Source organism: Cellulomonas rhizosphaerae (assembly GCF_003470205.1).
Lineage (GTDB): Bacteria > Actinomycetota > Actinomycetes > Actinomycetales > Cellulomonadaceae > Cellulomonas > Cellulomonas rhizosphaerae.
In genome coordinates this window covers 1-16,243 of record NZ_QWKP01000195.1, presented here as the reverse complement: position 1 = coordinate 16,243, position 16,243 = coordinate 1, and the positions used below count along the sequence as shown (strand labels likewise).

The following is a 16,243-nucleotide window of genomic DNA, read 5'->3' as shown; positions in this document are numbered from 1 at the left end:
CTTTGTGCGTGACCGTGTCGGAGGTCACATCTAGTCTCGCGACATGACCTCCACCACCGGCACACCGGCCGCCGCTGCAGCAGTCTCTGCACGCGGACTGGTCAAGCGCTACAAGGACGTCACGGCGCTGGACGGCGTCGACCTGACTGTCCCGACCGGGTCCGTCCTCGGACTCCTCGGCCCCAACGGGGCCGGCAAGACCACGATCGTCCGCATCCTGGCCACCCTGCTGCGGCCTGACGAGGGCAGCGCCGAGGTCGCCGGCGTGGACGTGCTCAAGAGTCCGCGTGACGTCCGGCGCCGCATCGGGCTCTCCGGGCAGTACGCGGCCGTCGACGAGTACCTCACCGGCTTCGAGAACCTCGACATGATCGGCCGGCTCTACCACCTGGGTGCCAAACGGTCCCGCGAACGGGCGCGCGAGCTGCTCGCGTCGTTCCGCCTCGAGGACGCCGCGGACCGCCCGTCCAAGACGTACTCGGGCGGCATGCGCCGGCGCCTCGACCTGGCGGGCGCGCTCGTGGCGAACCCGCCGGTCATCTTCCTCGACGAGCCCACCACGGGGCTGGACCCGCGCGGTCGCGCGGACATGTGGGAGGTCATCCAGAACCTGGTCGCCGGCGGGACCACGCTCCTGCTCACCACCCAGTACCTCGAGGAGGCGGACCTGCTGGCCGACGAGATCGTGGTCATCGACCATGGCCGGATCATCGCCCAGGGCACGTCCGACCAGCTCAAGAGCCAGGTCGGCGGCGAGCGGCTCGAGCTCACCGTGCAGGACGGCAGCCGGCTCGACGAGGCCGCGCGCCTCCTCGAGCCGCTGGGTGTCTCCCCGGCGGTGCTCGACGCCTCGCGGCGTGGGCTGCTCATGCCGGTGACCGGCGGCGCCCAGGTCCTGACCGAGGCGCTGCGGCGGCTCGACGAGGCCTCGCTCCTGCTCGACGACGTGGGTCTGAGGCGGCCGACGCTCGACGACGTGTTCCTGTCCCTGACCGGCCGGCTGGCCGAGGACGAGGCCGCCGCGACGACGAAGGCAGGTGCGTGATGGCCGTCCCCCACGTGATCGGCGACGCCTACGTCGTCGCCAAGCGCAACCTCATCAAGATCAAGCGCGTCCCCGACCTGCTGGTCTTCACCACGCTGTCCCCCATCATGTTCGTCCTGCTCTTCGCCTACGTGTTCGGCGGAGCGATCGACGTGCCCGGCGGCACCGACCCCAAGGCGTACCGCGAGTTCCTCATGGCGGGGATCTTCGCGCAGACCGTCATCTTCGGCGCCACAATCACCGGCGCCGGGCTCGCGGAGGACATCAAGAAGGGCATCATCGACCGGTTCCGGTCGCTGCCGATGGCTCCGTCGGCGGTGCTGACGGGGCGCACGATGTCCGACGTCGTCAACAACGTCCTGGTGCTCATCGTCATGGCACTGACCGGCCTCCTGGTCGGCTGGGCGATCCACAGCTCGTTCGGCGAGGCGGCCGCGGGCTTCCTGCTGCTGCTGGTGTTCGCCTACGCGATTTCGTGGGTCATGGCCTGGCTCGGGATGCTGGTGCCGAGCGTCGAGGTGTTCAACAACGCGACGTTCATCGTGATCTTCCCGATCACGTTCGTCGCGAACACCTTCGTCCCGCTCGACACGCTCCCCGGGCCGCTCCAGACGTTCGCCGAGTGGAACCCGGTCTCGGCCGTCACGCAGGCCTCGCGCGAGCTGTTCGGCAACATCCCGGCCGGTGTGCCGGAGCCGACGTCGTGGCCGCTGCAGCACGCCGGGCTCTACACGCTCCTCTGGTCCGCGGTGCTGGTGATCGTCTTCATCCCGCTCGCCAACGCCCAGTACCGGCGGAGCACGAGCCGATGAGCCAGGACGACACCGCCCCGATCGACCTCACCAAGGCCGACCCGGTCACCCGGCCGATCCCCGTGGTGACGGGACGGGCCGTGGCCCCGGCGGCTCAGCCCTTCCCCGCGGGTCAGCCCGTGGGGGCGGCTCAGCCCGGCTACGGGGTGGTCGCGCCGCCGGCGGCCGGCTGGGGACCGCAGCCGACCGCGACGGCGTGGGCGGACCCGCAGGTCCAGACCGACCAGCGACCGGCGAGCACCGCGGTGCTGGTCATCGCGTGGGTCGCCGCGGCGTTCTCCGTCGGCTACATGCTCCCGTGGGCGATCGCCGCGTCGCGAGGCAGGTCGAACCAGGCAGCGATCGGGGTGCTGAACCTGTTCCTCGGCTGGTCGTTCGTCGGGTGGGTGGCCGCGCTCGTGATGGCCTGCCAGGCGCACTCGGTCCGTGTGTTCGCGCCGGTCAACGTCATGGTCGCGACGCAGTACGTCGCGCCCGGGTACGGGCCGAGCCAGCAGCCTCAGCCCGCGCCGGCCGGCTGGTACGCCTCCCCTGCCGGGCAGGGGCAGGAGTACTGGGACGGTCGCGCCTGGACGGGGCACCGGGCGCCGTGAGACGACGACGGCCGGGGAACGTGGCGTTCCCGGGCCGTCGATCGGCGCGCTCGAGCGTCACCGGTGGTGGAACAGCGCGCGCTACAGCTGTACGCGCTCGAGCGAGGACCAGCCGCGGGCACGAGCCGCCGCGGCGGCCAGCACGCCCGTGACCGCGGTCGGGCTGTGCAGTCGTCCGCCGAGCGCCGCGTCCACGGCGTCGTCGAGCGGCACCCAGACGGGCACCATCGTCGCCTCCTCGTCGGTGCGCTTGAACCGCTCGTTGTCCGGCACGGGTGTGAGCCCGCGTGCGAGGAACACGACGATCCGCTCGGAGGACCCGCCGGGCGTCGTGTAGAAGTCGACGAGTCGCCACCAGGACGCCGCGACGAGGTCGGCCTCCTCGGCCAGCTCACGCGCGGCGGCCGCGACGTGCGGCTCACCCTCGACGTCGAGCAGTCCCGCCGGTGGCTCCCACAGCTCGCTGCGCACGGGGTGCCGGTACTGCGAGAGCAGCAGCACCCGGTCCTCGTCGTCGAGCGCGATGATCGCGACGGCGCCCGGGTGATCGACCCACTCGCGCACCACGGTCGTGTCGCCGAGGTCGACCTCGTCCGAGACGAGATCCCAGACCCGGCCCTCGTGGATCAGGGTGTGCGCCAGCACGGGACGCGGCGCGGGCACGTCCGCCGGGCCGGCGCCACCGGCCGCAGAGTCGGGCGAGGTGCCGCCGTCCGGCGTGGACGTCATCAGGCGTCGTCGCCGCGCTGCGCGAGCGCAGCAGCGATGAGGCCGGAGAACAGCGGGTGCGCCTTGGTCGGGCGCGACTTGAACTCCGGGTGCGCCTGCGTGGCCACGTAGTACGGGTGCACCTCGCGCGGCAGCTCGACGAACTCGACGAGCGACGTGTCGGGCGAGACGCCCGAGATCACCAGGCCGGCCTCCTCGAGCTGGTCGCGGTAGGAGTTGTTGACCTCGTACCGGTGGCGGTGCCGCTCGGTGACACGCTCGGACCCGTAGGTCTCCGCCACGACGGACCCCGCGGTGAGGATCGCCTCGTAGGAGCCCAGCCGCATCGTGCCGCCCAGGTCGCCCTCGCCGCCGACGATCGTCAGCTGCTCGGCCATCGTCGCGATGACCGGGTGCTTCGGGTCCGTGTCGAACTCGGAGGACGACGCGCCCTCGAGCCCGAGCTCGGTGCGCGCGTACTCGATGACCATGCACTGCAGGCCCAGGCAGATGCCGAGCGTCGGCACGCGGTTCTCCCGCGCCCAGCGCAGCGCGCCGAGCTTGCCCTCGATGCCTCGCACGCCGAAGCCGCCCGGCACGAGCACGGCGTCGACGCCCTCGAGCGCGGTGCGCGCGCCCTCGGTCGTCTGGCAGTCGTCGGACGTGACCCAGCGGATGACGACCTTGGTGTCGTGGTGGAAGCCGCCGGCGCGCAGGGCCTCGGTCACCGACAGGTAGGCGTCGGGCAGGTCGATGTACTTGCCGACGAGCGCGACCTCGACGCGGTGCGCGGGCTGGTGCACGCGGTGCAGCAGGTCGTCCCAGCCCGACCACTCGACGTCCCGGAACGGCAGGCCGAGGCGCTGCACGACGTAGGCGTCGAGGCCCTCGGAGTGCAGCACGCGTGGGATGTCGTAGATGCTCGGCGCGTCCTTGGCGACGACGACGCCCTCGACGTCGACGTCGCAGAACAGCGCGATCTTGCGCTTGATGCTCTCCGGCACGTCGCGGTCGGCACGCAGGACGATCGCGTCGGGCTGGATGCCGATGCTGCGCAGCGCGGCGACGGAGTGCTGCGTCGGCTTCGTCTTGAGCTCACCCGACGGACCGATGTACGGCAGCAACGAGATGTGCAGGAAGAAGCAGTTGTCGCGACCGAGGTCGTGGCGCACCTGGCGGGCCGCCTCGAGGAACGGCTGCGACTCGATGTCGCCGACCGTGCCGCCGATCTCCGTGATGATCACGTCGACGTCGTCGTCGGCCTGCGACCGCATCCGCGACTTGATCTCGTCGGTGATGTGCGGGATGACCTGGACCGTGTCGCCGAGGTACTCGCCGCGCCGCTCCTTGGCGATGACCTGCGAGTACACCTGCCCGGTCGTCACGTTGGCCGACCCGACGAGGTTCACGTCGAGGAAACGCTCGTAGTGGCCGACGTCGAGGTCCGTCTCCGCGCCGTCCTCGGTGACGAAGACCTCACCGTGCTGGAACGGGTTCATGGTGCCCGGGTCCACGTTGAGGTACGGGTCGAGCTTCTGCATCGTGACGCGGAGGCCACGGGAGCGAAGGAGTCGGCCGAGGCTGCTCGCCGTCAGGCCCTTGCCGAGGGAAGATGCGACACCCCCGGTGACGAAGATGTGCCGGGTCGTGGAATCCGACCGCCCGGAGAGTCGATGCGCGCGCTCTGTCACGGGATTCCAGCCTACCCACAGTTCGCCAGTTCCCGAAGCGTTCGGCGACGTGAGTCGGGTCACCGGAGGTGCTCAGACCGCCTGGTCGGCCTTCAAGACCCCGGTAAGGGTCGACCGGTCGAACGCCACGAGCGCCGCGCCGGCGATGACGGCGGCGAGCACGGCGGCGCCCCCAGCCGCTCCGACCGCGGTCAGGCTTCCGCTGCCGCCCATGTCCTGCACGGTGTCGGCGAGCCACCGTCCCGCGACTGCGCCGACGGCGGCACCCAGCACGAGCACGACGACCGTGCGAACAAGCCCGTGCAGCGCGTCGCGACCGGCCGCGCGGCGCAGCGCCCCGAGCGCGACGACCCCGCCCGCCGTCATCCCGATGCTGCTCGCCGCGGCGATGCCGACCAGCGCCTGGTCGTCGGGCAGGTCGGCGAGCACCATCACGACGATGGCGACGATCATCGTCCCCCAGCCGACGACGTTCGCCACGACCGCCGCCCGCCCGCGCTCGAGCGCGTACAGCGAGCGCGAGCCGTGGAAGAGCGCGCCGAACCCGACGAGCCCGGGCACCATCGCGGTGAGCGCGGCGCCCATCTGCGCGGCGACGCCGTCGACCTCGGTCAGGTTGGCGAAGATCGTGCCGACCGCGTACCCGCCGGCGATCACGGCACCCGCCCCGATCGCCGCAGCCGCCACGACCGCGCGCGTCACCGCGCTCGACGTGCGGGCGAAGCCGTCCCGGTCCCCTGCCGCGGCCCGTGCCGCGAGCCGCGGGAAGGTCGACGTCGCCAGAGGCACCACGAGCACGGCGTACGGCAGCAGGTAGACCTGCTGCGCGTACTGGTAGATCGTCAACGTGCCGTCCTGGCCCCAGTACCTCGCGGTGACGACGATGATCATCAGCGTCGCGAGCTGCTGCGCGGCGACCGAGCCGACGCCCGCCAGCGCCAGCGCGCGCAGGCGCACCGCGACGCCCGGTGGGAAGTGCAGGGTCGGCCGGATGCGCACACCGAGGCGGTGCACCGGCACGAGCATCGGCAGGCACATCGCGGCCACGCCGAGCGTCGTCCCCCACGCGAGGACCTCGAGAGCGCCGTCGTCGAGCCCGGCGGGGTCGGAGACCGCACCGTTCGCGAGGGCCGCGTACCCGACGTACGTCGCGATCGTGACCAGCGAGGCGAGCACGGGGGCGAACGCGGGCCAGAAGAACCTCTTGTGCGCCTGCAGCACCGCGTACAGCAGCACCGCGAGCCCGTACATCGGCACCTGGATGGCGAACACGAGCACGAAGTAGCGCACCATCGACTGCTTCGCGGGGTCGTGGTCGGCCAGGAGTGCCGCCAGAGGGCCCGAGAAGGCGGCCAGGAGGCCCGCGAGCGGCACGAGGATGAGCAGGGTCCACCCGACGGCCCCGGAGACCGTGGCGTCGATCTCGCGACGGTCCGACCGGGCGATCGGCGCGGCCAGCAGCGGGATCAGGGCTCCGGCGAGCGCCCCACCCGCGGCGACCTCGAACAGTACGTTCGGCAGCAGGTTCGCGGCGTTGTAGGAGTCGCTGATGCTGCCTGCGCTCAGCGCCCAGGACTGCGTCAGCCAGCGACCGAAGCCGAGCACGCGGCTCAGCACGGTCACGGCGGCGATCATCGCGGCGGCGCCGGCCAGGCCGGTCAGCGCGCGGCGCGCGGCGGGGCTCACCTCGCGGGAGGCGTGTGGACGGGTCGTCGGCCCCAGGCGTCGATCTCGCGCAGCACCGGCGTCGACTCGATGACCTGGGTGAAGCTGACCTTCTCGCTCGCGACGGTCAGCGCAGCCGTCGCCACGAGGGCCGCGAGGCGCAGCGGGCGCGGTGCGCTGAGCACGAGCGCGGTTCCGAGCGCGGCACCGAGCGCGTTGGCGCCGCCGTCGCCGAGCATGTCGGTCTCGGCGAGGTCCTCGTCGAGCGCCGAGTACGCGGTCCCACCGATCGCGGCGCCAGCGCCGCCGCCCGCACCGGGGGCGAGGGCCAGCGGACCCGCGACGAGCGTCGCGGCCTTGAGCGCGCGCCCGGGGCGCAGGTCGAGCAGGTTGACGAGGTTGGCGCTCAGCGCGATCAGCGCGCCCGACGTCCCGATGTCGACGAGCCGGCCCGCGGTGCTCACGTCGTCGCGACGCGGCGTCGCGAGTGCCGCCGCTGCGAGCGCGCCGACGCCGATGCCGAGGACCTTCAGACCGCCCGTCGTGAGCTCGCCGTGCGCGAGCGCGCCCAGGTGCCCCTTGAGGCCCTTGCGCCGCGCCGTGGTGTCCTCGGCCAGGTCGTCGACGATCCCGAAGGCCGCGGCAGCCCCGGTCGCGACGGTCAGCGCCGCGGCGCCGCGCGCGTTCGGCGCGCCGACCGCCAGCCCTGCGAGGAGTCCCGCGGCGACCGCAGGCCCCTCGAGCATGCTCACGGGCTCGCCGCGGTGGTTCGTGCGCGTCCAGCGCGCCTGTCCCCCGGGTGCCTGCTGGTCGAGGACTCCGCGCACGACCGAGGTGGTGACGGCGCCGACGACGCCCGCGAGCACCCGACGCAGCACGGGCACGGTCAGCCGTCCGACTTGGAGTCGTCGGGGTTCGTCGGCGCGACCGGGGTGCGGTCGACCGGCGGCAGCGTCACGGCGTCCGGCACGACGGTCTCGTCGCTGCCGAAGCCGTAGTGCCCGTTGGTCCCCGCGATGCGGCCTGCGAGTGCGAGCGGCACGTTGACCTGGGCGGTCACGTCGGCCGAGTCGGAGACCGTGGTGAGCGTCCCGGCGAGCGCGTCGTCGCCCAGGATCGTGTCGGTCAGCGCACCCGCGCCGCGCGGGCCGTCGGCGAGCACGGCGCCCTCGGAGTACTTCTGGGCGGCGCTGAGCACGGCCAGCTGCGGCTCGAGGTCGGCCTCCGTCGGGGCCGTCGTCGGCGAGGCGTTGGACGCCTCCTTCGCGGGAGTCGCGGCGACCACGACGACGGCGTCGGCGGCCGTGGTGATCGGGTCGGCGAACGTGACGAGCGGGTTGTCGCCGGTCGAGAGGATCTCGAGCAGGTACGACGCGTCCTGGGTCAGCTTGTCCGGCGAGGCTGGATCGGCACCCACGAGGCCCTGCACGAGAGCGGTCGCGAGCTGCGTCTCGAGGTCGGCACCCTGCTCCGGGGCCGGCGCGAGGAACTGCAGGAGGTTGCCGATCAGCGCCTGGCGGAAACTGCGCTGGTCGGGGTCGGCCCAGGCGTCGGTGAGCGTCGCGTGGCCGGTGATCGTCGCGCCGGCCTGCGTCAGCCGGTCGTCGACCGCGGTGCTCTCGGCGTCGGCGACCGTGCCGAGCAGGACGACGACGACGCGACGGTCGGTCAGCGAGCCTGCGAGCAGCTGGGGCCCGGCCGCGTCGACGTAGCTGCGGGTGTCCGCGAGGTCGGACGCGCTCGCGTCGAGGTCCGCGCGCAACGCGTCCTTCTCGTTGCGGAGCGACTCGACCTGGCCGGTGAGGGTGTCGCCGATCGTCTCCTTGAGCGGGCCGGCACCCAACGCGATGCCGACGGCCAGCGCCAGGAACACCGAGATGAGCGAGACGACGTGGTAGCGGAAGTCGATCACGGGGCGTTCTCTCCGTCGAAAGTGATGTGGTCGTTCGCGGTCACGCGTTGCCCCCGAACAGGGAGCCGACCCACGAGGTGAAGTCGTCGAAGCGGGCTCCGGTCAGGCCGAACAGGGTCTGCCCCGCGGACGTCGCCGCGAGGGCGACGCCGAGCGCGAGCAGGCCCGCGAGGACCAGGAGCGTGAGCTGGAGGTTGGAGATCCGGTGCCGGTACAGGCGCGAGACGCCCTTGGCGTCGACGAGCTTGCTGCCGACGCGCAGGCGCGTGAGGAACGTGCTGGCCATGCCGGAGCGGCCCTTGTCGAGGAACTCGACGAGCGTGGCGTGCGTGCCGACGGCGACGATGAGCTCGGCACCCTTGTCGTCGGCCAGCAGCATCGCGACGTCCTCGCTGGTCCCCGTCGCGGGGAACACGACGTGCGGGACGCCGAGCGCGGCGACGCGCTCCAGGCCCGGTGCGCGCCCGTCTCGGTAGGCGTGCACGACAACCTCGGCGCCGCAGCCCAGGGCGCGGTCCGACACGGAGTCCATGTCGCCGACGATCAGGTCGGGCTTCCAGCCGGCGTCGAGGATCGCGTCCGCGCCGCCGTCGACGCCGATCAGGACCGGGCGGTACTCCCGGATGTACGGGCGGAGGGTGACCAGGTCCTCCTTGTAGTGGTAGCCGCGCACGACGATGAGCACCTGGCGGCCGTCGATCTCGGTCGTGATGTCCGGGACGCCGACGCCGTCGAGCAGGAGGTCGCGCTCGCGCCGCAGGTAGTCCATGGTGTTCGCGGCGAACGACTCGAGCTGCACGGACAGGCCCGCACGGGCCTCCTCCATGGCGAGCGCCACGGTCGCGGCGGTCTGCTCGACGCCCTCGGCGACCAGGTCGTCGCCGTCGTAGACGCTTCCGTCGACGATGCGCAGGCGGTGGCCCTCGGCGATCGCCATGACGTCGGCACCGAGGTCGTCGATGAGCGGCACGCCGGCGCCGACGAGGATCTCGGGGCCGAGGTTCGGGTAGCGGCCGGACGTCGACCGCGCGGCGTTGAGCACCGCGATCGGCTGGCACGCGACGAGGGCCTCGGCGGACACGCGATCCAGGTCCTCGTGGTCGATGACCGCGATGTCACCGGGCTTCAGACGCTTGGTCAGCGCCTTGGTGCGGGGGTCGACACGGGCCGAACCGGCGACGACGCCGGGTTCGGGCAGGGCAGAGCGCTTGCGCAGGCTTGATCTCATCGCCTGTCATCGTCCCACGGCGGACTGCGCGAGGAGCTCCGCGGCGTGCGTCCGCGCGGCGTCGGAGTCGTCCTGACCGGAGAGCATGCGGGCGAGCTCGCGTACGCGGTCCTCGTCAGTGACCGACCTCACGTCCGACTCGGTGACGACGTCGATCCCTCCAGCGCTCGACTTGGTCACCACGAGGTGGTGGTCGGCGAAGGCAGCGACCTGCGCGAGGTGGGTCACGACCAGCACCTGCGAGTCCTTGGCGAGCGCAGCCAGACGCCGCCCGACCTCGACCGCCGCGCGCCCGCCGACGCCCGCGTCGACCTCGTCGAACACGAACGTGCCCGGCCGCGACGCCCCGCTGTCCGGCGCGGTCGCGAGCGCGACCTCGAGCGCGAGCATCACGCGAGAGAGCTCACCGCCCGACGCGCCCTTGCCCAGCGGACGCGGCGGAGCACCCGCATGCGGCACGAGAAGCATCTCGACCCGGTCGGCGCCGTGCGGCCCAGGCTCGTCGGCCTCGTCGACGGCGACGCGCAGCTCCGCGCCGCCCATCGCCAGCCCGGCGAGCTCGCCCGTCACGGCCTTCGCGAGCCGCTGCGCCCCGTCCGTGCGCGCAGCCGTCAGGCGCGAGGCGTCCGCGGCCAGCGCGGCATCGAGCTCGGCACGGCGTGCCCGCAGCTCCTCGATGCGCTCGTCGCCGCCGTCGAGGTCGAGCAGACGACGCCCGGCGGCGTCGGCCCACGCGAGCACCTCGGCGACGTCGGCGCCGTAGCTGCGCGTCACGGTCGTGAGCTCGGCGCGGCGCTGGTGCACCGCGTCGAGGCGGCGCGGGTCGGCTGCGAGGTCCTCGAGGTACACCGAGATCTCGGTCGCGGCGTCGCTCAGCAGGTAGCCGGCCTCGGCCACCCGTGCGGCGAGCGCGGCGAGCGCAGGGTCGTGGCCGCCCGCGTGCTCGAGCGCGCGCTTGGCCTGCTCGACGAGGTCCACCGCGCTGACGATGTCGACCGAGCCGCTGTCCACGTCCCCGACCAGCGCCGCGTGGGCGGTCGTCGCGGCCGTGCGCAGGTCCTCGGCGTGCGCGAGGCGCTCGGCCTCGGCGGCGAGCTCGACGTCCTCGCCGGGCTGCGGGTCGACGCGCTCGACCTCCGCGATCCCGAGCCGCAGCAGCTCGGCCTCCCGCGTGCGGTCCTGCGCGCGGCTGACCAGGTCGGCGAGCTCGGCGTCGACGCGGGCACGCTCGGCCCACGCGTTGCGGTAGCTCGCGAGCGTCGCCGCGTGGTCGCTGCCGACGAAGGCGTCCAGGGCCTCGCGCTGGTGCGCGGACGAGCGGAGCCGGGCCTGGTCGGCCTGCCCGTGCACGGTCACGAGGTGCTCCGCGAGCTCGCCCAGCACCGCCTGGGGCACCGAGCGGCCGCCGAGGAACGCGCGCGAGCGCCCCGCCGCACCGTCGGTCGACGCGCCGACGGTCCGCACGAGCACGAGCGACCCGTCGTCGTCGAACTCCGCACCCGCCTCGGCGGCGCGCTGGACCGCGGGCTGGTCCCCGGCGAGCAGCACACGCCCCTCCACGGACGCCGACGCCGCACCGGTTCGGACGGTCGCCGGGTCGGCCTTGCCGCCGAGCAGCAGGTTGAGCGCCGTGAGCACCATCGTCTTGCCGGCACCGGTCTCGCCCGTCAGGACCGTCAGCCCGGCGCCGAGCTCGACGTGCGCGCGCCCGATCACGCCGAGGTCGGCGATCCGGATCTCCTCGATCATCGGACCGTCCGCCCGTCACCCGGTCCCGTGCCGCCGCGCCAGCCCGCCACGGGCAGCCCGAACTTCTGCACCAGGCGCGTGGTGAACGGCGCGGGGTTCAGGCGCGCGAGCAGCACCGGCGTCACGCCGCGCGTGACCTCGACCCGCGACCCGACCGGGACCTCGAGCTGGCGGCGGCCGTCGCACGTCACGAGGCCGGCGGCGGGCGAGCGCTCGAGCACCTCGACCGCGAGCATGCTGCGCGGCCCCACGACGAGGGGCCGCGCGAACAGCGCGTGCGCCGAGAGCGGGACCAGGATCATCCCGTCGACGTCCGGCCACACCACGGGGCCACCGGCCGAGAACGCGTGCGCGGTCGAGCCCGTCGCGGTCGCCGCGACGATCCCGTCGCACCCGAAGGACGAGAGCGGGTGGCCGTCGACCTCGACCGCGACCTCGAGGATCCGCGAGCGGTCCACCTTCTCCAGGGCGACCTCGTTGAGCGCCCAGCCCGTGCCGACGCTGCCGTCAGGGCGGATGACGCGGACGTCGAGCGTGCCGCGCTCCTCGACGGAGAAGTCCCCGACGGTCAGGCGGCGCACGGACTCACCGACGTCGTCGCGCTCGCTCTCGGCGAGGAAGCCGACGTGCCCGAGGTTCACTCCCAGCAGCGGCACGCTCGTGCCGCGCGTCAGCTCGGCCGCGCGCAGGATCGTGCCGTCCCCGCCGAGCACGACGGCGAGCTCGAACGGGGGAAGGTCGCCGGCGTCGGTGTCCTCCTGGGCCAGCACGAGCGTGAAGCCCGCGTCCTCGAGCCCGCGGATCGCCTCGGTGGTGGCCGCGACGGCCTCCTCGCGGCCGCTGTGCGTGACGACGAGCGCCCGGCGCGTCATGCGGTGCCTCCCTGCGGTGCGTCCTGCGTGGTCACGATCGCGCGGATGCGCTCCTCGTCGACCGGGCCATCGCCCGCCGCGGTAGCCCGCAGCCAGAGGAAGAACTCGACGTTGCCGCTCGGCCCCTCGAGCGGGCTGCGCACGACGTCGTGCGTCGTCAGACCGAGCGCGGCCGCGGCGCGTGCGACCTCGACGACCGCGTCCGCACGCAGCTCCGGGCTCCGGACCACTCCCCCGGACCCGAGCCGCTCGCGGCCGACCTCGAACTGCGGCTTGACCATGAGCAGGAGGTCGGCGGCGGGCGCCGCGACGGCCTGGAGCGCCGGGAGCACCATCGTCAGCGAGATGAAGGAGAGGTCGGCGACGACGAGGTCAGGCGCCGGCTCGACGTCCCCGGCCTGCAGCTCGCGCACGTTGACGCCCTCGCGGACGTCGACCCGCTCGTCGCGCCGCAGGCGGTCGATGATCTGCCCGTGCCCCACGTCGACGGCCACGACGCGCGTCGCGCCGCGGCGCAGCAGCACGTCGGTGAATCCTCCCGTGCTCGCGCCCGCGTCGAGGCACAGCCGGCCCTCGACCACGATGCCCGTCGCGTCGAGCGCGCCGACGAGCTTGTGCGCTCCGCGCGAGGCGTAGCCGCGGTCGTCGGCATCTCCCTCGACCTCGATCGAGTCGCCGTCGCGGACCTGCACAGAGCTTCGGGCGGCGACCTTGCCGTGCACCTGCACGCGTCCGGCCGCGATGAGCTCGGCCGCCTCCCGGCGCGACCGCGCGAGGCCTCGCCGGACGAGCTCGGTGTCCAGGCGCGTCGTCGTGCTCACGGGGTCGCCCGGTTCTGCGGTCACAGGCACCGCCGTCACAGGCACCGCCGTCACAGGCACCGCGGTCACAGGCACCGCGGCGTGCGCGTGCCCGGGGATGTCAGGGGTCGTCACGTCGGCTCAGGCCTCCGCGTCGGCCAGGCGGTCCTGGAGCGAACCGTGCACGGCGTCGAAGACTGCCACGTGCGCGCGCAGCGGCTGCTGCTCGAGCCCGACGAGCGCGGTCAGCGCCTGGTCGACGCCGTCGTCGCCCGTCAGACCGGTCGACGCGTCGTCGGCTGGCCCGCTCGCACGCACCCGGGGTCCGGGCACCACGCCTTCGCTCACTGATCCTCCTCGTCGACGCGTTCGGCCCCACGCTACCTGGCGAGGCCGACACGGGACGGTCGACATCCCCAGGCTCGGGCCGCCCTGTCGGGCGTTCGCCGGGCGTTCGTCAGGCGGCTCGTCAGCCTTCGGCGACCGCGAGCTCCGGCACGCTCGCCGGGTCGACGCTGCCGCCGGCGTCGACTGCCGCCCACGCCGCCGCACAGGCGGCGCGGACGACGTCGAGGTCGTCGGTGCTCGACCCGCGTCCGAGCTCGAGCGCGCCGTCGACCACCCGGGCCGACGCCTCGCGGCACGTCCACCAGCCCTCGGCACCCACCTCGGGCTCCGGATGGGCCTCGAGCAGCGAGCGCAGGTCCGCGCCGATGAAGTGCGGGCGCTCGCCCGGCACGGCCAGGACGTCGTCGCGCGCGGAGTTGACGCCCGTCAGGACGTGCAGCCCGGCGAAGCCGCCCGAGCGCGCCCCGGCGAGGTCGGTGTCGAGCCGGTCACCGACCACGAGGGCCTCGCGAGCACCGGCCCGCTCGACCGCCATGTGGTACATCGTCGGCGCAGGCTTGCCCGCGCTGTCCGGCGTCACGCCGGTCGCGGCACGGACCGCCGCGACGAGCGACCCGTTGCCGGGCGCGATGCCGTGCGCCGTCGGGATGCTCAGGTCGAGGTTCGACGCCACGTGCCACGCGCCGCGCTCGATCGCGTACGCGGCCTGCGCAAGCTGGTTCCAGCCCACCTCGGGCGCGAAGCCCTGAGCGACGGCGTCGGGCTCGTCGTCGGCCGACGTGACGACCTGGTAACCCGCCTCGCGCACCGCCGTGACGAGACCAGCGCCGCCGACGACGAGCACCTTGGCCCCCTCGGGCAGGCGCGTGCGCAGCAGCTGGGCCGCCGCCTGCGCCGCCGTCATGACCTCGGCCGGCTCCGTCGCGATACCCAGGCCGGTGAGCTGGTCGGCGACCGAGCCGGGCTCACGCGACGCGTTGTTCGTGACGAACACGAGCCGCATCCCGCGGCCGCGCGCCTCGGTGAGGCTGTCGGAGGCGTGCACGATCGGCTCGTGGCCCTTGTAGGCCACGCCGTCGAGGTCGACGAGCGCCAGGTCGTAGCGGTCGACTAGGGGGGTCGTCGACCCGATCAGACCTGCGCTCACCGGTTCTCCTCGCCCTGGTCGGGAGCCGCGTCGGCGACATCGGTCGCCGGCTCGGCCTCGTCATCGTTGGTGGCGTCGACGTCGCTCGCGTCGTTCTCGACGACATCGTCGGTGTCGTCATCGTCGGACTCGTCGGTGTCGTCCTCGACGCCGGACTCGACATCAGCACCGTCGGTCGGCTCGACCTCGCCGCCGCGCGCCTCGTCGGCCGAGCTGTCGTCGGCCTCGTCGTGGGCGTCGTGGTGATCCTCGTCCTCGTCCAGGTCGAAGACGACCACGTCGTCCTCATCCTCCACGACGCCACCCGACGCCTCGGCGAGCTGCGCGGCGCTGTACGCACCCAGCGCGGCCGCAGCCTCGTCGGTCCGGCCAGCAGCCTCGAGGGCAGTCGCGCGAGCCTGGGCGACGCGCACCGCGAGCACACCCTTGGCGGCCCGCACCAGCGGCGAGGCCAACGTCGCCAGCGCGGCGTCAGGCTCCCCCAGGTCCAGGCGTGCACCACTGACGACGATGGCGAGCTCGACCTTGCCGTCGGCCTCGAGCGTCTCGGCCTCGGGCTCCTGCGAGAGCGTGATCGCGCGCTCGGGGCGCCCGAGCCCACGCTCGCAGTCGGCCATGATCGGCAGGTGCTCCGAGGAGCCGTTCAGCCGGCGCACGGTGCGCAACTCCCGCAGCGCCTCGGCGTAGCGACCGGTGCGGTAGGCGGTCAGGCCGGCCGACTCGCGGACCACGTCGACGCGACCGGCGCGCTGGACGGCGGCCTGCGCGTGCTCGTAGGCGAGCTCGGGCTCATCGTCGATCAGGCGACCGACCATCACCAGGTGACGGCCGACGCGCTCGGCGTTGTCCTTCGTCAGCGTCCGCAGAGGCGCGCGCGCCGCGCGGTCCAGGTCGCTGAACGTCACGTCGTCCGGGATCAGCGGCGCGGGCGTCCGCTGGTCCTGCGGCGGCCGCGACTGCCGGTCGTCCTCGCGAGCGGACCCACGGTTGTCGCCGAACGAGCGGCTCGACGACGGGCGATCGCTGGAGCCACGTCCCGCGGACGAACCCTGCGGGCGGTCCGACCGACCGGCGCTCGGCCGGTCGTCACGGTCGCGCGGCGGGCGACGGTCACCGGTCGCCGGCCGGTTGCTGGTCTCGGGACGGCTGCTGTACGAGGGACGATCGCCGCGAGGCGGGCCGTCGAAGGAGCGAGCGGGCCGCTCGCCGCGAGGCGAGTCGCCCTCGGTCCGCGGCTTGTAGCTCGACCGCTCACCGGCGATCGGACGACGGTCGCCCGTGCGCGGACGGTCGCTTCGCTCGCCGTACGACGGGCGCTCGCCCGAGGTGGGACGGTCCGTGCGCGGACGGTCGCCGTACGAGGGGCGCTCGCTCGTACGAGGGCGGTCGCCGCCCTGGCCGTAGGCGGGGCGGCCACCGCGGTCATCGCGCGAACCGTAGGACGGACGGTCACCCGTACGCGGGCGGTCGCTGCTCTGGCCGTAGGCCGGACGGCCACCACGGTCATCACGCTGACGGTCGCCGTACGAGGGACGCTCGCCCGAGGCCGGGCGGCCACCGCGGTCATCGCGCGAACTGTAGGACGGACGGTCACCTGTCCGGGGACGGTCGTTGCTCTGGCCGTACGCCGGACGACCACCACGGTCATCACGCGAGCGGTCGCCGTACGACGG

General features: G+C 73.6%; 15 protein-coding genes. 3 read left to right on the top strand and 12 right to left on the bottom strand.

Annotated elements, in window-relative coordinates:
* The first annotated feature begins 43 nt into the window (after nt 1-43).
* Genes D1825_RS10160 through D1825_RS18440 form a run of 3 tightly spaced genes read left to right on the top strand, consistent with a single transcriptional unit; the run spans nt 44 to nt 2,450 of the window.
* Nucleotides 44-1,045 carry an ATP-binding cassette domain-containing protein gene (locus tag D1825_RS10160; protein ID WP_118767308.1) on the top strand — a complete coding sequence of 334 codons (1,002 nt, stop codon included), beginning with the start codon at nt 44-46 and terminating at the stop codon, nt 1,043-1,045.
* Complete coding sequence (locus tag D1825_RS10155) at nt 1,045-1,857, top strand: ABC transporter permease (protein ID WP_118767307.1); 813 nt, start codon at nt 1,045-1,047, stop codon at nt 1,855-1,857. The genes D1825_RS10160 and D1825_RS10155 overlap by 1 nt, the downstream gene beginning before the upstream one ends.
* On the top strand, nt 1,854-2,450 hold the full coding sequence (locus D1825_RS18440; RefSeq protein WP_118767306.1) for a superinfection immunity protein: 597 nt from the start codon (nt 1,854-1,856) through the stop codon (nt 2,448-2,450). Before D1825_RS10155 ends, D1825_RS18440 begins: the two co-directional genes overlap by 4 nt.
* A gap of 81 nt (nt 2,451-2,531) precedes the next feature.
* Here the strand turns inward: D1825_RS18440 and D1825_RS10145 are convergent, their stop codons facing one another.
* The 12 genes from D1825_RS10145 to D1825_RS10095 all read right to left on the bottom strand — a co-directional run bounded on the left by D1825_RS10145 (nt 2,532) and on the right by D1825_RS10095 (nt 15,475).
* Nucleotides 2,532-3,179 (bottom strand): NUDIX domain-containing protein, encoded by a 648-nt coding sequence (locus D1825_RS10145; RefSeq protein ID WP_118767305.1) that lies wholly within the window; start codon nt 3,177-3,179, stop codon nt 2,532-2,534.
* A complete protein-coding gene (locus tag D1825_RS10140; RefSeq protein WP_118767304.1) occupies nt 3,179-4,849 on the bottom strand; it encodes a CTP synthase in 1,671 nt (556 codons plus the stop codon). The genes D1825_RS10145 and D1825_RS10140 overlap by 1 nt, the downstream gene beginning before the upstream one ends.
* Nucleotides 4,850-4,921: 72 nt before the next feature.
* Nucleotides 4,922-6,535 (bottom strand): murein biosynthesis integral membrane protein MurJ, encoded by a 1,614-nt coding sequence (murJ, locus tag D1825_RS10135; RefSeq protein ID WP_118767303.1) that lies wholly within the window; start codon nt 6,533-6,535, stop codon nt 4,922-4,924.
* Complete coding sequence (locus tag D1825_RS10130) at nt 6,532-7,398, bottom strand: hypothetical protein (protein WP_118767302.1); 867 nt, start codon at nt 7,396-7,398, stop codon at nt 6,532-6,534. Before D1825_RS10130 ends, murJ begins: the two co-directional genes overlap by 4 nt.
* Before the next feature lie 2 nt (nt 7,399-7,400).
* Nucleotides 7,401-8,426, bottom strand: coding sequence for a copper transporter (locus D1825_RS10125; RefSeq protein ID WP_118767301.1), 1,026 nt, complete (start codon nt 8,424-8,426; stop codon nt 7,401-7,403).
* Between the two features lie 40 nt (nt 8,427-8,466).
* Nucleotides 8,467-9,654 carry a putative cytokinetic ring protein SteA gene (steA, locus tag D1825_RS10120; RefSeq protein WP_118767300.1) on the bottom strand — a complete coding sequence of 396 codons (1,188 nt, stop codon included), beginning with the start codon at nt 9,652-9,654 and terminating at the stop codon, nt 8,467-8,469.
* A gap of 6 nt (nt 9,655-9,660) precedes the next feature.
* Nucleotides 9,661-11,403 carry a DNA repair protein RecN gene (gene recN / locus D1825_RS10115; protein WP_118767299.1) on the bottom strand — a complete coding sequence of 581 codons (1,743 nt, stop codon included), beginning with the start codon at nt 11,401-11,403 and terminating at the stop codon, nt 9,661-9,663.
* Nucleotides 11,400-12,275, bottom strand: coding sequence for an NAD kinase (locus D1825_RS10110; RefSeq protein ID WP_118767298.1), 876 nt, complete (start codon nt 12,273-12,275; stop codon nt 11,400-11,402). The genes recN and D1825_RS10110 overlap by 4 nt, the downstream gene beginning before the upstream one ends.
* Nucleotides 12,272-13,096 carry a TlyA family RNA methyltransferase gene (locus D1825_RS10105; protein ID WP_118767332.1) on the bottom strand — a complete coding sequence of 275 codons (825 nt, stop codon included), beginning with the start codon at nt 13,094-13,096 and terminating at the stop codon, nt 12,272-12,274. The genes D1825_RS10110 and D1825_RS10105 overlap by 4 nt, the downstream gene beginning before the upstream one ends.
* Before the next feature lie 120 nt (nt 13,097-13,216).
* On the bottom strand, nt 13,217-13,423 hold the full coding sequence (locus D1825_RS17995) for a hypothetical protein (protein WP_138067571.1): 207 nt from the start codon (nt 13,421-13,423) through the stop codon (nt 13,217-13,219).
* 121 nt (nt 13,424-13,544) lie between these two features.
* Nucleotides 13,545-14,570, bottom strand: a complete 1,026-nt coding sequence (locus tag D1825_RS10100) for an HAD-IIA family hydrolase (protein ID WP_118767297.1) — start codon at nt 14,568-14,570, stop codon at nt 13,545-13,547.
* Nucleotides 14,567-15,475, bottom strand: a complete 909-nt coding sequence (locus D1825_RS10095; RefSeq protein WP_233549807.1) for a hypothetical protein — start codon at nt 15,473-15,475, stop codon at nt 14,567-14,569. Before D1825_RS10095 ends, D1825_RS10100 begins: the two co-directional genes overlap by 4 nt.
* Between the last annotated feature and the right edge of the window lie 768 nt (nt 15,476-16,243).